The following is a 13,158-nucleotide window of genomic DNA, read 5'->3' as shown; positions in this document are numbered from 1 at the left end:
GGCGGGTGGTGGGTGCACGGACCCTTTTTCCGTAACGGGTGGTGCGAGCGGGGAGGTTGGCCGAAACGCCGATGCTGTCGTGCGCAGTCGCCGAGTCGTCAGGGAGAGAAGACCGCCCTGCACTACGGCACCGCCGCCCGCCCAGAACGGAACGCCAAGCTGCCCCGGTGACCGGTGTGCCCGAAAGGAGGCCAGTCGGGGCGTTGAAGCCGCTGCACTTTGCCGCTCGGGGCTTGAGCCGGACGACTCGACATCATTTTGGACCGCGCCGCATGTGGCCAACTGATGCTCCCCATCAGCGAGCCCGACCACGCCCGTCACCGAGGAGGACTCCTCTGCTCCGGAGCTGCCGGTCACCCTCGACATGCCGGGCAAGGTCGCCGACTTCGTCCGCGCCACGGAGCTGGACGGCGTCGAGCGGGCCGCGCTCGACCAAGGCGTGGCCGAATGGCGCGGCCAGGGCTACACCCTGCGCGTCACCGCCGTCCCGGCCGTGCACCACCGACTCCTCGCCCGCTGCCAGCCGCTCGGCGCTGGTGATGGCGGACTTCTTGCCGGAGGCGCGGGTGATGGGTGAGGAGCCGGCATAGGGCTTCAGTCCGCGGGCGTCGGCGAAGCGGGTGCGGTCGTCGCCGATCTCGGCTAGAACGCGGGCGGCGAGCTGGATGCCGAGGCCGAGGCCGAGAAAGCTCAACAGGATCTCGGCGTTTGGGTGCTGTGGGAACGCTTCTTCCACCGCTTCCGAGAGCTGGTCGGCTGCGGTGCAGGCCGCGTCCAGCTGGATCAGGAGGGCGAGCATTTGCTTGCTGAGTGCGTCCTCGACCAGCGGTGGCCGCTGTGCCCACTCGGCGCGGAAGACTTCCCGGAGGCGTTCGGCCTCGGCTTTGATGCCGCGCTGGTGGCCGGCGCGCTTGAGCGCGGCCTGGATCTGGGCGCGGGTCAGCCGTCCGGCCCGCGTCGGGGTCGGGGCGGTCTTGAGGAGTTCGCGGGCCTCGGGACGGCACAGGCCGTTGGTCCAGGCGGCGAAGGCGGCCAGGGCGGCGGGGTAATACTCTCGCAGCAGCGAACCGGAGCTGGTGGGCGAGCTGCTGCCGTTCCACAGAGAGTTCTGCTGGGCGCGGGCAAGGACGCTGATCGCGCGACCGAGGTCGGAGTCGTCAGGCAGGGGCCGGTGGGCGTGCATGTCGGTGCGGAGGATGTTGGCGAGGACCAGGGCGTCGCCGGGGTCGGACTTCTTGCGGGAGACGCTGTGCCGGTCGCGGTAGCGGGCGGCGGCCATCGGGTTGATCGCGAACACCTTGCGTGTGCCGGTCCGCAGGACGGCGACGAGCAGACCGCGGGAGGTCTCGATCGCGACCGGGATCGGGTTCTCGGCGGTGTCGCCGTACTCTGCGAGTGGACCAGAGCCCGTTCTCACCTACGCAGCCACCGGGCCCGGGGCGCGGCGCTGTGGGCCGGGCGGTGACGAGCGTCCCGGCTGCCCGACTGAGGCGGCCTGGACGTGTTCAACGCCGGGTCATGATGCGCAGCTCCCCAGCGTCCGGGTCGCCGAACAGCACAAACAGCTCCGGCTTCAGGTCGGTGCCGCCGATCGTCCAGTACGTCTCCTGGCCACACTCGCCGTCGAGGCGTACGAGGACACCGTCGCGGTCGGTGTCCCGAAAGTCACTCCCCCCTTGGCGGGTCCACGTGCCGGTCCCGTCGCACAGGGAGAAGTCGCCGTCCTCGTCGACGTCGTTGTGGGCGGGCACGCGGGTCAGCTCTGCTTGGCCGTCCGGGGCCAGCCACAGCACACCCCCGTCCGCGTCGCGCCAGTCCCCGACGAGCTGCCCGTCGGACAGTTCAGGTGGTTCGTAGTGGCCGGCCAGCGGGGCGACCGACACGCCGCACACGACGAAGAGGACGAAACTCGCGCCCGCCGAACGGAGCCAGACACCCCCCGATCCCCACGGGCGTCCGCGTAGGCGGGCGAGGACCAGCACCGGCAGGGCGCCGACGCCGGCGAACCACGGGAGAGTGTCGGTGACCGGCCAACCCCACAACGCGTACCCCAGTGCCGACCACCACGCGCCGATCAGCACGGATCCGCCCAGATGCCAGGTCCACTCCGGGCCGCGGACGGCACGAGGCCGCAGGCGGGCCAGGGTCGCGGCGGGCATGATCTGCACGGTCGCGTGGAGGAGGCCGAGGAGGGGCAGGATCAGCAATACGCAGACGAGGCCGAGGAAGGCGCCGCCAGCTCGGTCGTAGTCGTCGCGGCCTGCCTCTATGGTGAACCACCATGCCAACCACACGAGCGGCAGTTGCCCTGTGCACAGCGCAGCCGCCCGATTCCACTCGTTGTTCGACCAGGTGAGCCGCCAACGCCTGCTGGTCTTATCCGTCTTGCCTCGCCCCATGCCCGCAGCCTAGGGCCCGGGGACACGACCGTGGAGAGAGGGGGCAGTCTCCCGATGCCGTCTGCGGGGCTCGAGACTTGCTACGTGGGTTCACGCGGGATCGGGGGCAGACGCCGTGGGTTAGGTGCCCGGCCCGGCCCGGCCCATCCTGCTCGAGCCCTCTCGCAGCACATTGCACGGGCACCGCTCTCATCCACGAAGCAGAGCGTCTGCTCAGCCTCTCGGACGCAGCGTAATGTTCCGTCACCTGACCCACGGGCCGACCTACGGCTGGGGTGGTCGCAAGGCGCCGGCGATGACGGTGGTCACCATCTTGCGGACGGCGTCGGGCTGCGGCGGGGCGCTTGTCCGATCGGCGAACAGCAGGTGCCCGGCCCCGACGAGGGTGGGAGCGAGTGTGTCGATGTCGGCGTCACCGGCCAGGCGCCCCCACTCCCGCTCGGCGGTGAGGTATATGGCAATCATGGTAGTGCCCTGCATGGCGAGTGGGATGCCGGTCAGACCGGCCTCGCGCAGCCGGGCGCGGAGGCCGTCGCGGAAGGTGATGAGCGCGACGATGGCCACTGTGACCGGCCCGAACAGGTCCTGCAGCGCGTCTGTGAGGTTGTCCACCACGCTCCCGGTGCCGGCGGCCGCGCGCAAAGTCGTGGTGCGGTCCTCGATGCCGCGGACGCGGTCGAGGACGAGTTCCGCCAGGAAAGCGTCGAAGTCGGTGAAGTGCCGGTGCAGCACACCCTTGGAGCAGTTCGCCTCCTCCGTGACCGCCCGGCTGGTCAATGCGTCGGGCCCGTCCCGAAGCAGGACGCGCTCGGCGGCTTCGAACAGCTGGCCGCGCACGTTGTGGATGTGCACCCCTGACGGCATTGTCTCCCTTTCCGCGCCGCCCCGCCTTAACAAGTGGGCAACCGCCCATTAGTGTGGGCGCATGCCCACTTTATCGCAGGGACAGCCGGACACGTCCGGCCCCGAGCCCCACCGCCACCGGCAGACGGCCGAGTCGTTCGGAGTGGACGCCGAACGCTACGACCGCGCCCGACCGCCTTACCCCCAGGCCTTGGTGGACAGGATCGTCGCGGCAAGCCCCGGTCGCCACGTCCTTGATGTCGGAGCCGGGACCGGCATTGAAGCCCGGCAATTCCGGGCGGCCGGCTGCACGGTGCTCGGCATTGAGCCCGACGAGCGGATGGCCACCTTCGCGCGGCGCAGCCGCATCGAGGTCGAGGTCGCCAGGTTCGAGGACTGGCAGCCGGCCGGGCGGCAGTTCGACATGGTCATCGCGGGCACCGCTTGGCACTGGGTGGACCCCGTCGCCGGCGCGGCCAAGGCGGCCCAGGTGCTCAGGCCCGGCGGCCTACTCGCCCCCTTCCACCACGTCCCCCAATTCCCGGCCGAGGTGATCGAGGCCCTCGCCGAAGCACTCCAACGGGTCGCCCCCGATTCCCCGTTCAACCCGGGCCTGCTCAGAGGCGCGGCCGTGGACGCCTACCAGCCGCTGTTCGCGAAGATCGCCGACGGAATCCGGCAGACCGGCAGCTTCAGCGAGCCGGAACAGTGGCGCTTCGCCTGGGAGCGCACCTACTCCCGAGAGGAGTGGCTCGACCAGCTCCCCACTTTCGGCGGCCTCACCCAACTCCCCGCAGACAAAATGGCGAAGGTCCTGGACGGCGCCGGGTCCGCGATCGACACGCTCGGCGGCCACGCCATCATGCCCTACACATCCGTCGTGATCACCTCCACCCGCTCCCATACGGCCTGACCACCGCAAATGTCGGTGTCGCCGGGCGCGAGCAGTCCGATGCAGGAAGGCGGCGTCACAGGGTCCCGGAGCCTGGCCCGTTGGCCGCGAGATAACCGTTAGACCGTACGACAGGGCCCTGACGCAGTGCGTAGGCTCCCCCTGATCTATCGCCTTACGTGGCAGCAGGCCAATGGCGTACCAGCGCTACACCGATCAGTCCCTTGGCGGGGGGGGGTGCGCCTATGTCTTTGGTCAAGGGAAACGGGGGTGCGATGGGTCGGCACGCCGGGGCAGCATGGCGCCGTGGCCGATCTGCTGTGGGATGACGTGAAGTGCTTCTTCGACCTGGACATGATGGGGTCGCTGCCGGACGTGCGTGTCCCGGATGCCTCGGTGGAGGACTGGCAGTCGGTCCTCGACTTGATCGCGGAGAAGGGCTGGAAGTGCCAGTACTCCGAAGGAGATATGGCGCTCCCGGTGCCTCGGGCGGAGGCCGTGCTGTCCCGCCCGGCGGATGCCGAGTGTCCGGAGCTGCGGGTCTCGCCGACCGCCGATGTGCTGGCGATCTTCCGTTTCCATGCCGACGACGAAGTCGACTTCGATGTCGACCTGCGGGAGTTGCAGGGCCAGGATCGACTCGATGTGCTCTGTGGCTTCCTCCGGGAGATCGGGCGGCGGCTGGGCAAACCGGTGCTGATGGACCCGGAGGGCGAATACGGCCATCCGGTGCTCGGCTTCGATGTCGACGCTGATCGAGTCGTTCTCCTTGCAGACCCGCAGGTCAGGTGACTGCGGCCGAGCGCCGCGGTTCGTAGAAGGTGCCGTCGCGGAGCATCGCGAACAGGACGTCGGTCCGGCGTCTGGCGAGGCAGAGCAGGGCCTGGGTGTGGTGCTTGCCCTGGGCGATCTTCTTGCCGTAGTAGGCCCGAGACGCGGGGTCGCCCAAGGCGGCGAAGGCGGAGAGGAAGAAGGCCCGTTTGAGCTACTTGTTCCCTCTCCTGGACGGTTGTTCGCCGCGGATCGAGGAGCCCGAGCTGCGAGTGGCCGGGGCGAGACCGGCGTAGGCGGCGAGGTGGCCGGCGGTGGGGAAGGTGCTGCCGTCACCGACCTCGATCAGGATCCTGGCTCCAGTCCTGACGCCGACTCCCGGCATCGACGTCAGGACTTTCGAAAGAGGGTGGGCCTCCAGGAGTTCCTCGATCCGCCCGGCCAGCAGCTTGCGCTGGTCGAGCACGGCGGCCAGCGATCCGGCCAGGCTCGGGACGATCAACGCGGCCGCCTCGGTGCCTGGAACGGTCACGGTCTGCTCGTCCAGGGCGGCAAAGATGTCCTCGACAAGACGGTCGGCCATCCTCGGCGCCATCGGCCGCAGCAGCGTGACCAGCCGTCGCCGTCCGGCCTTGCGTATCTGTGCCGGTGACCCGAACCGTCCCAGCAGGGTGAGGACGGCCGGGTGCTGCAACCGCGGCCCCAGGACCCGTTCCAGGGACGGGTGGATCTGGGTCAGCAGGCCGTGCCGCCGGCGCTCAGCAACTCCCACCTGAAGCCCAGCCGCTCTCGTGCGGCCCAGAGTCGCCTCATCGAACACGCTCAAGCGAACCGTCTGGACTCTGTCCTGGGCGAGCCCGTCGACGGCGTCTTGTCTTGGGCGCCAGACGAGCCGACCACCGCGGACTGGGTCCGCGCCGGCCGTCTGGGGCGATCCTCGCAGCGACTCTGTCCCGGACCACTCCCCGTCCTGGCCAGCTCCCCTGAGTAGGCGTCGACATCGACGATCCGGACGCCGTCGTGGACGACGGGCGATGGGTGGAGTGGCGCGGCGGTGCGGCACACGACCTCCGTGCTGCCTGACCAGCCGCCGCATGCGAGCCCGGGGTGTGGAAGGCGTCAGGCATGACGTGGACGCTGCCCGAGCCGATGCTCACCGTCCCTGTGCCCGGGCCCGACCTTCCGCCAGGCGCTGCCGCTGAGCCAAAGTGGGACGGTTCTCCAGACACCTGAACTTGTCTCATAGGGGACCTCATGACACGTCGCCTGTCAGCTTTGAGGGAGCAAAATCTTCGAAGGGCGCTGCAGGTCTTTCGAGTTCGTAGAGTGCTCGCAGCATCTGTCGACGCCGTTTTACGGCAGACGCTGCGGTGAGCGATGGCGGTCTCAGGCGGCCCGGAGGCAGAAGGGATGCCCGGCGGGGCTGGCGTACACGCGGCTGCCGGTTGTGGCGTCGGAGGTGATCTCCTGCGTCGGTCGCAGACGGGTGGCGCCGGCGTCGGTGGCGGCGCGGTCGGCGGTCGCGAGGTCTTCGACGCCGAAGTCGAGGTGCATCTGCTGGGGGGCGCCGTCCGGCCAGCCCGGGCGGGTGTGGCCGGGGGCGGACTGGACGACGATCACGGGCAGGCCGGGTGCCTGGATGAAGTGGTGAGTGGGTGTGGTGGTGGTCGAACCGCCGAGCAGGCGGTGCCAGAAGGCGCCCTCCGTGTCGATGTCGGCGGCGTCGATGATCACGGAGGTCAAGGTGATGGGCATGGCGGGTTCCTGTTCTTTACGCTGATCGGTGTTCAGACGGTGGGGAGGATGCCGCCGTCGACGCGGAACTGGGCTCCGGTGAGCCATTTCGCGCGGCTGGAGGCAAGGAAGGCGATCATTTCGGCGACGTCCTCGGGGTCTCCGGGGCGGCCCATGGGGACGTTCAGATGGTCCACGAGCTGGCGTGTGATCTCGTCGGCGCTCAGGCCCTGCTGTTCGGCCATGTGCCGCAGGTGGGCGGTGGCGCCGTCGGTGACGACGAAGCCGGGCAGCACGCAGACCACACGCACGCCGTGCTCGCCGACCTCGGTGGCCAGTTCGCGGCTGTAGGCGTTCAGCGCGGCCTTGGCGGCGGTGTAGGAGGCTTCCGCGCGCTGGGGCAGCTGGCTGGCGATCGAGGAAACGTGCACGACCACGCCGGAGCCCCGCTCGACCATCCCTGGCACCAGAGCCCGGTCCAGGCGCACGGCGCTCAGGAGGTTCATGCCCAAATCCGCCTGCCAGGACTCGTCCGATCGGCTCAGAGTCGGCGCCGGAGGGCTCGCCGCGCCGGCGTTGTTCACGAGGACGTCCACACCGCCCACGTGGTCGATGACGCGGCGGCCGAGTTCGGCCACCCCCTGCGGTGTGGAGAGGTCCGCTGGTACGAAGGTGGCCCCGCTGTCCTCCGTGGGCCGGCCGCGGGAGGCCGTCAGCACGGTTGCTCCTGCGGCAACGAAGCGGCGCGCGGTCGCCGCACCCAGTCCTCGGCTGCCGCCGGTGACCAGGACCCGCAGGCTCTTTGGCGGCAACGGCAACCGCGCCAAGCACCGCACCGGCCAGCTCTCCGAAGCTCACGCTCACCTGATCGCCACGCTTTCCGACGGCGCCTGGACCACCGAAGCCGCCCTCCCCGCTGTCCTGACCACTCGCATCCCACGGGTCGTGACCCGGGCCTGTACCTGTCGTATTCGTAGGCACCGTCCCCGGAGAGGTGGCCCGGGTTGATGGCGGCAGCGCAGGTGCTGGTTCGCCTGACAGCGGGCTGGTGCGCCGACACGGCGTGGTCGTGTCAGCGGGGTGCGCGGGTATCCGACCGTGTGAGCGGCAGTGTGGTTCGCGGGCGCGGCAGTTGCGCGTGGTGGGCGAGCCGCTCCCGTAGGCGAGCGTGCCGGAACTGATAGACCGGTCCCACCTGGCGCAGGATGCCGAGACGATGGGCTTCGGCCAAAAACGACTGGAGCCGCCAGGGCAGTTGGCCTCGGGCGGCGATGAGGAGGCGGGCGACGGTGTAGTGGGGCCAGGCGCATGCGGCCAGGGCGAGCATTAGGCCGACGGGGCCCACCAGGGGGAGTTTGCTCCACAAATAGCCGACCACGAGGACAGAGAGGCTGATGTCCTCGGCAAAGACTTCCGTGGCGCTCAGCACGAGCGGAATGTCGGGCAGTGTGATCAGCGCTGCTCCTGCTGCGCCCGTGAGCAGGCAGATGCGTCGGTCGTCCCGTACTGAAGACGTCGGGTTGGTGAGGTCGTCGGGGGATACGGTGTGGCGCATCCAGCGAAGCAGTGCCTGCACCGAGCCGAAGAGCAGGCCCGCTACGAGGCCGTATGCCCAGGCGTTCAGTGGGGGAATGGAGCCCGGTGCGAATCCGACGGGGAGCCACGGCGCCACCGTGGCGATGTGAATGTTCAGCGCCGCACCGGTGAGGACCGCCGCACCGACGACGGTGGCCACAGCCCGGGGCAGTCGGTGGCGCCAGTGCCGCATGCCGAGCCTTCCGCGGCTGGGCATCTCCGGGGGCACCGGACTCCCCGCGGTGTACACAACTGCCAGGTAGGAGAGCCCGTAGAGGGTGCTGGCCACCACGATGTACTCCACGCCGGCCCGGATGCCGTGGTCGGCCATGCGCCACACGCCCTTCGGGGTCGAGTGGGCCAAGTACCCGGACGCGGCGACCAGCAGCACTGGCCGCAGCGAGTCGCGGCGGGTGCCGGGTCTGGCCGCCGTCCACGCTGCGACGAAGGACATGCAGGCGATGGCCAGTGCCACCGCGCCGCCGTACGACAGCACGAGGTCCACCGGGATGTCCGAATGGCCGGGGTCGGTGAGGCAGTAGAAGAGGTATCCCGCACCGACGAGAGCGAAGGCCGTGGCGGCCGACAGCGCGGCCCGGCACCATGTTGCGGACCAGAGGGGTCCAGCGGTAGAGCCGCCACCAGGTCAGATCGTGCGTGCCCTGGCGTACCAGGCCGACGGCGAGGTGGGTGAGGTAATGACGGGCGCGCGCCGGGTTCCATCGGCGGTCGGCGGGTTGCAGACGCCGTGCGCGTGCGTAGAGGGCGGGGACGAGGGCGTCCAGTAGGTGCAGTTCGATGGCGGAGGCGGTCGGAAAGCGTTCGCTGTCGACGAGTTCGGAGGGGTCGGCGATCTCGGAGAGGTGGCCGACGGCGTCGGCGTACACCACTCGGGCGAGCCCGACCAGCAATGGGCTGGTGAGTGCTCTGGCCGCAGGGCCGTCGGGGTTCTCATCCACGTGCCGGGCGAGTCGGTCCCATCGCGCGTGACGGGGACCCGGTGACGTGGCCAGGCGCAGGAGTGTCAGCGCGTCAGCGGGGCGTACCGGCGTGGGCTCTACGACGGCGGCCCCGGCGAGGACACCGGCGTGAGTTACCGCTGTCGTGTAGTCGGAGGTGCGGCAGGTCAGCACCAGCGGAGTGCGGGTGTCCAAGGTGTCGTTGAGGGCGGACAGGACGGCGGTGCGGGCAGGGTCCGGCAGTTCGTCCAGGCCGTCCAGGACGGGAAGGACGCGGTGCCCGCTGATGAGGTCGCCGATCGCGGTCGGGCCGTACACCTCGGCGTCGGCGAGCGCGGGGTAGTCGGCGGCAAGCTGGCGGCTCAGCCAGCCGTGGGCGCTCTCACGGGCGGGGTCGAAGGAAGCGAGCGACAGCAGCACGGGAACCGGAAGGCTCTCCTCCCGGGTGCGCAAGAGACCCAGAGTAAGGAGTACGGCGAACGTGGTCTTGCCCGAGCCGGCCGGGCCGAGGGCGACGAGCCTGCCCCTGGGCAGGGCCCGGAAGGCGGAGGCAAGCTCCTCCACCCGGTCCGCGGCGCAGGAGAAGGGGGCACCGATCAACTGGCGATGGTCACCGACGCCGACGTCCGGGCAGGTCGGTCCACTGCACGGGCAGCGGGAACGGGTCGAAGAGTTGCCGCAGCGTCGCCTCCTCCTGCCACTGGCGGCCCACCAGCCGCGCGAGGGCACCCATCGCGTCCACCAACTGCCCGGCGCTCGAATGCCCTTGCCGAGGATCACGGCGCCACACCCACACCGCCAGCACGCCGAAGAGCCCGATCACCGCGGCCAGGACCGAACTGGCTGTCGCGGCGGTGCTCTCGTCCCCTATGTTCCACATCACCACGAGGGCCACCGCGACGATCACGCACAACGCCCAGACCACGCCCCAACGCCGACCCATTCCAGCCCTCCGTGCAACCCTTGTCAGCCGCCGACGCAGGAACCAACGAGTGGACGATGCCGCGGAAACGCCAGTGCGGGCCGGGACGCTGCCGGGGGGTGCCTGGGCGGGTCCGTTACGGAACGGCCGACGGGCGCGGCTGAGTACCGATGCTCCGGTCGGGGACACGCGGTGCACATGCACGGCCCGGGACCGGCGCCGGACGTCCCGGCCAGGAAGGAGGGGGGCGGCGATCTCGGGGACGTCGAGCCGCGCATCGCATGTGGGGCTCCGTGCAGGGCGTGCCCGAGGAGCTGGTGCCCGCCGGGTGAGGTTGGCGGACCTCCTGTGCGGGCGGGGCGCGGTTGGGAAACTCTTGATTATGAAGTGCCTGGCGCGGTGGGGGGAGAGATGCGCGCGAACACCCTTCCCCGGCATTCCGGACATGCCAGCTCCAGCCTTTCACGCGGTGGACGTCCGCCCAGGACCGGTTACACCCGAGATCGTCCAGCGGCGTATCCAGCCGGCCCCAGGGCGCATGCACGGTGGTGTACCCCATCAGCCCGGTCCGTGTGCCCCGAGAAGGACAGAATCCCCTCCCGCTGGGACGGCGATACACCGGATGAGGATGCGCGGCTCCGTGCCGGTGGTGCGCCGATGAGCCGGCCCGGCCCGGCCAACCGCTGGCGGTGCCCGGCGGCGGCAGCATCGGCCGGATACAGGGGCGCGCCGCCGGGCGGTTCAGTCTCTCTCATGACCCAACCCGGCCGGGGGCCCCAGGTGCACCGGCTCGATCGAAGCCGTCTCTGGCGGGATAGTGCCGGGGCCCGCTCCGAGGGGCGGGCCAGCCAACTGGGCGCTGGTCATGAACGCCTGGTTACCCGCCCTCTTCGACGGGACTGGACGGGGGCCTCAGGTCGGTGGCCACCCCTTCCGGTAACAGCTGTTACCATGCTGGTATGGCGAAGACACAACTTGGCGCACGTGTGGATGAGGACGTTGCGGAACTCGCGAAGAAGCGCGCCGCCGACCTGGGACTGAGTATCGGGGACTACCTCGCCAGGCTGGTACAGGATGATGCCAGCGGTCTGCGCGCCCGAGCGGTCGACGCGGCCGCCCGCTTCCTGGCCGAGCACCAGGCGGTCTTCGACGAGGCCGAACAAGCTCAGCAAGCACCCAGGGGAGCACGCGCGGCCTGATGGACCTGCACATCGACGTTCCCTGGATCCTGCAAGTCGCCGAAGCCGCCGGGGCGCACGACCCAGCCCCCGACGACTACGGCGTTCCCCTCTCAGCGGTCGCCCGCCACCGCGCCGAACTGTTCGAACAGCCCGTGTACGGCGGCCCCTACGCAAAAGCCGCCGCCCTGGTGCACACACTGGGCCGGTGCCGCTGGCTGGAGCGCTCCAACATGGCCGTCGCCGCCGCGTCTGGCGTCATGTACCTCGAAGCCGCCGGGATCTCCGTCAAACCCGGTCGTGAGGACGCCATCGCCCTGAAGGACCTGCTCCTTGACCCCGCCTGCACCGCGGGGAAGATCGCCGCTCTGCTGCGGACCTGGCCCACCACCACCTGACGCCCGAGGGACCGCCACCGCCCTTCGTGGCCGGACGGCGGGAGCAGGCCGCTCGCACATCCTGCCCAGACATTGAGCTGGTCAGCCCCCGAGACTGGGCGCATCGAAAAGGCATGATGCGGCCGGCCACAGCAGCACTGGGACGAGCCCCCCGAGGTGGCGGGCGCGAAGGCTCAGCACAAGTAGGAGTCGGCCGAGTACAACGTGGCCCATGCCCGGCGCCGAGAGGACCTTGTTGCCGTGCGGCAGTGTGGTCAGCCGTCGCGGTGGCGCACGGCACGGAGCCCGACGTCGTACGCCATCGCGCCGAGGGCGAGGATCGCGAGCGGCCACACGAGCGGGGATGCTGCCGGGAGGGTGCCGTGGAGCAGGGCCGCGCCGACGCTGCCGGGGCCGAGTACTGCGGTGCATGCCGGAATCCCCGGCAGGGCGATCCGCAACACCACCTCCCGCGGTACGACCCTGCGGCGGTACGCGGCGGGAGAGGCCCGCCCGAAGCTCGCAGCCCGGGCCGCGGGCCAGGCGTGGCTCGCGGACGCGGGGGACTGGGTCGTCCACGGACCGGCCCTCGGCACCCGCCACGCCGACGAGGAGATCACCACGTGATCTTCCACCCCGAGCTGCGCCGCGCCGCCGGGCACGCCCGGCGCCCCTGCTGGCGGCCACCGTCCTGCAGGGCGCCGTCACCCTTACCCACTTGGCGCAGGTCGCACTGCTGGCCTTCGCGCTCGCCCGCCTGGCCCGCGGTGACACCTGCGAGCATCCGTGGCTGCTGGCCGCGGTGCTCGCCATCGTCGCCGCCCGCGCCGGGCCCCGGGCGACGGCCTTCGGCCCCTCCTGATCGGATCGGCCGCCCGGGCGGACAGTGAATGACAGATCGTCGACGGCGGTCCTGACGCCGTACTTCTTGGTGAGTTCCCGTGCTTCGATCACGCACTCGACGCTACGAATGACAGTCATATCGTGACATTTGAAGGCTTCAAGGACAAACAGCGCGAGGTCCCTGCTGACTTGCGCAAATGCAGGGCAGGAGGGAACTCGTAGGCGGCTCTGGGACTTCTTGTGCGTCAAACAAGCGTCGCCAGCGCCAAGGTGTGCCGCGGTGTGGCAAAAGGGCATTGAGGACGAGGTAGCCGCCCGGGTGGGAGACCTGGCCAGTGGCCGGGTCGGGCGACAGGACGTGACCGAGGTCGTTCGCGGGCTTCGCCGATCCACTGATCACGCTGGTACTCGTGGCTGATCAGAGCAGACAGGAGATGGGTGGCGGCGACGGTGAGCCGGCCGGGGCGGCGACGCGGTCTGCGGCGATGTCGCACATGCGGGCGTGTACGCGTTCCGGGGCGGTGTCGCGGGAGTCCGTGAGCCGTTGGAAGGCGAGGAGCGCGCTGCGGACGGTCTCGGGCTGTGCGGAGTCAGCGCTTCGGGCCGGCCCGCCACTGAGGCGGGCCGGCCCGAGGCGTGTTGCAGAAGGTTTGTCCGAGGCAGGT

12 protein-coding genes and 3 pseudogenes are annotated in these 13,158 nt (G+C 70.2%); 6 read left to right on the top strand and 9 right to left on the bottom strand.

Going from position 1 to position 13,158, the window contains the following annotated elements; translation table 11 throughout:
• Window positions 1-295: 295 nt before the first annotated feature.
• From ACGF5T_RS32480 to ACGF5T_RS32470, 3 genes and pseudogenes are all read right to left on the bottom strand, one after another.
• Window positions 296-1,396 (bottom strand): annotated as a pseudogene (locus ACGF5T_RS32480) (transposase); the annotation flags it as partial.
• Between the two features lie 109 nt (window positions 1,397-1,505).
• Window positions 1,506-2,399 (bottom strand): hypothetical protein, encoded by an 894-nt coding sequence (locus tag ACGF5T_RS32475; protein WP_366767979.1) that lies wholly within the window; start codon window positions 2,397-2,399, stop codon window positions 1,506-1,508.
• A gap of 264 nt (window positions 2,400-2,663) precedes the next feature.
• Window positions 2,664-3,251 carry a TetR/AcrR family transcriptional regulator gene (locus tag ACGF5T_RS32470; RefSeq protein WP_366767978.1) on the bottom strand — a complete coding sequence of 196 codons (588 nt, stop codon included), beginning with the start codon at window positions 3,249-3,251 and terminating at the stop codon, window positions 2,664-2,666.
• 73 nt (window positions 3,252-3,324) lie between these two features.
• On the opposite strand from ACGF5T_RS32470, the gene ACGF5T_RS32465 reads away from it, so the two are divergent.
• Window positions 3,325-4,155 (top strand): class I SAM-dependent methyltransferase, encoded by an 831-nt coding sequence (locus ACGF5T_RS32465; protein WP_366767977.1) that lies wholly within the window; start codon window positions 3,325-3,327, stop codon window positions 4,153-4,155.
• A 285-nt stretch (window positions 4,156-4,440) separates the two neighbouring features.
• Entirely contained in the window at window positions 4,441-4,926 is a 486-nt protein-coding gene (locus ACGF5T_RS32460; RefSeq protein WP_366767976.1) for a hypothetical protein, read from the top strand.
• Here the strand turns inward: ACGF5T_RS32460 and ACGF5T_RS32455 are convergent.
• The 6 genes and pseudogenes from ACGF5T_RS32455 to ACGF5T_RS32430 form a co-directional block, all read right to left on the bottom strand.
• A pseudogene (locus ACGF5T_RS32455) lies at window positions 4,919-5,680 on the bottom strand (transposase); the annotation flags it as partial. The gene ACGF5T_RS32460 and the pseudogene ACGF5T_RS32455 sit on opposite strands and share 8 nt — an antisense overlap.
• Before the next feature lie 611 nt (window positions 5,681-6,291).
• Complete coding sequence (locus ACGF5T_RS32450) at window positions 6,292-6,660, bottom strand: VOC family protein (protein ID WP_366767975.1); 369 nt, start codon at window positions 6,658-6,660, stop codon at window positions 6,292-6,294.
• Between the two features lie 32 nt (window positions 6,661-6,692).
• Window positions 6,693-7,466: an SDR family oxidoreductase gene (locus ACGF5T_RS32445; RefSeq protein ID WP_366767974.1), complete on the bottom strand. Its 774-nt coding sequence runs from the start codon at window positions 7,464-7,466 to the stop codon at window positions 6,693-6,695.
• 245 nt (window positions 7,467-7,711) lie between these two features.
• Window positions 7,712-8,719: a hypothetical protein gene (locus ACGF5T_RS32440; protein WP_366767973.1), complete on the bottom strand. Its 1,008-nt coding sequence runs from the start codon at window positions 8,717-8,719 to the stop codon at window positions 7,712-7,714.
• 556 nt (window positions 8,720-9,275) lie between these two features.
• Window positions 9,276-9,737, bottom strand: a pseudogene (locus ACGF5T_RS32435) (NACHT domain-containing protein); the annotation flags it as partial.
• 46 nt (window positions 9,738-9,783) lie between these two features.
• Window positions 9,784-10,116 (bottom strand): hypothetical protein, encoded by a 333-nt coding sequence (locus tag ACGF5T_RS32430; protein WP_366767972.1) that lies wholly within the window; start codon window positions 10,114-10,116, stop codon window positions 9,784-9,786.
• 938 nt (window positions 10,117-11,054) lie between these two features.
• Here ACGF5T_RS32430 and ACGF5T_RS32425 point away from each other — a divergent pair.
• The 4 genes from ACGF5T_RS32425 (at window position 11,055) to ACGF5T_RS32410 (ending at window position 12,512) form a co-directional block, all read left to right on the top strand.
• Window positions 11,055-11,294 carry a hypothetical protein gene (locus ACGF5T_RS32425; protein ID WP_336542613.1) on the top strand — a complete coding sequence of 80 codons (240 nt, stop codon included), beginning with the start codon at window positions 11,055-11,057 and terminating at the stop codon, window positions 11,292-11,294.
• Entirely contained in the window at window positions 11,294-11,671 is a 378-nt protein-coding gene (locus tag ACGF5T_RS32420) for a fic family toxin-antitoxin system, toxin component (RefSeq protein ID WP_366767971.1), read from the top strand. The genes ACGF5T_RS32425 and ACGF5T_RS32420 overlap by 1 nt, the downstream gene beginning before the upstream one ends.
• A 405-nt stretch (window positions 11,672-12,076) precedes the next feature.
• The gene (locus ACGF5T_RS32415; RefSeq protein ID WP_366768014.1) at window positions 12,077-12,277 is read left to right on the top strand and encodes a hypothetical protein; all 201 of its coding nucleotides are present in this window, start codon (window positions 12,077-12,079) and stop codon (window positions 12,275-12,277) included.
• A 91-nt stretch (window positions 12,278-12,368) separates the two neighbouring features.
• Window positions 12,369-12,512, top strand: coding sequence for a hypothetical protein (locus tag ACGF5T_RS32410; protein ID WP_366768013.1), 144 nt, complete (start codon window positions 12,369-12,371; stop codon window positions 12,510-12,512).
• Window positions 12,513-13,158: the final 646 nt, after the last annotated feature.

It is taken from the genome of Streptomyces sp. NPDC047853, from assembly GCF_043204535.1.
In the GTDB taxonomy this organism is placed as follows: Bacteria; Actinomycetota; Actinomycetes; order Streptomycetales; family Streptomycetaceae; genus Streptomyces.
This window is presented reverse-complemented; position numbering and strand designations above follow the sequence as displayed.

Excerpts from the sequence above, each read along its gene's own strand:
- ACGF5T_RS32475 (WP_366767979.1), bottom strand. The coding sequence starts at position 2,399 with ATGGGGCGAGGCAAGACGGATAAGACCAGCAGGCGTTGGCGGCTCACC.
- ACGF5T_RS32465 (WP_366767977.1), top strand. The coding sequence starts at position 3,325 with ATGCCCACTTTATCGCAGGGACAGCCGGACACGTCCGGCCCCGAGCCC.
- ACGF5T_RS32450 (WP_366767975.1), bottom strand. The coding sequence starts at position 6,660 with ATGCCCATCACCTTGACCTCCGTGATCATCGACGCCGCCGACATCGAC.
- ACGF5T_RS32430 (WP_366767972.1), bottom strand. The coding sequence starts at position 10,116 with ATGGGTCGGCGTTGGGGCGTGGTCTGGGCGTTGTGCGTGATCGTCGCG.
- ACGF5T_RS32425 (WP_336542613.1), top strand. The coding sequence starts at position 11,055 with ATGGCGAAGACACAACTTGGCGCACGTGTGGATGAGGACGTTGCGGAA.
- ACGF5T_RS32420 (WP_366767971.1), top strand. The coding sequence starts at position 11,294 with ATGGACCTGCACATCGACGTTCCCTGGATCCTGCAAGTCGCCGAAGCC.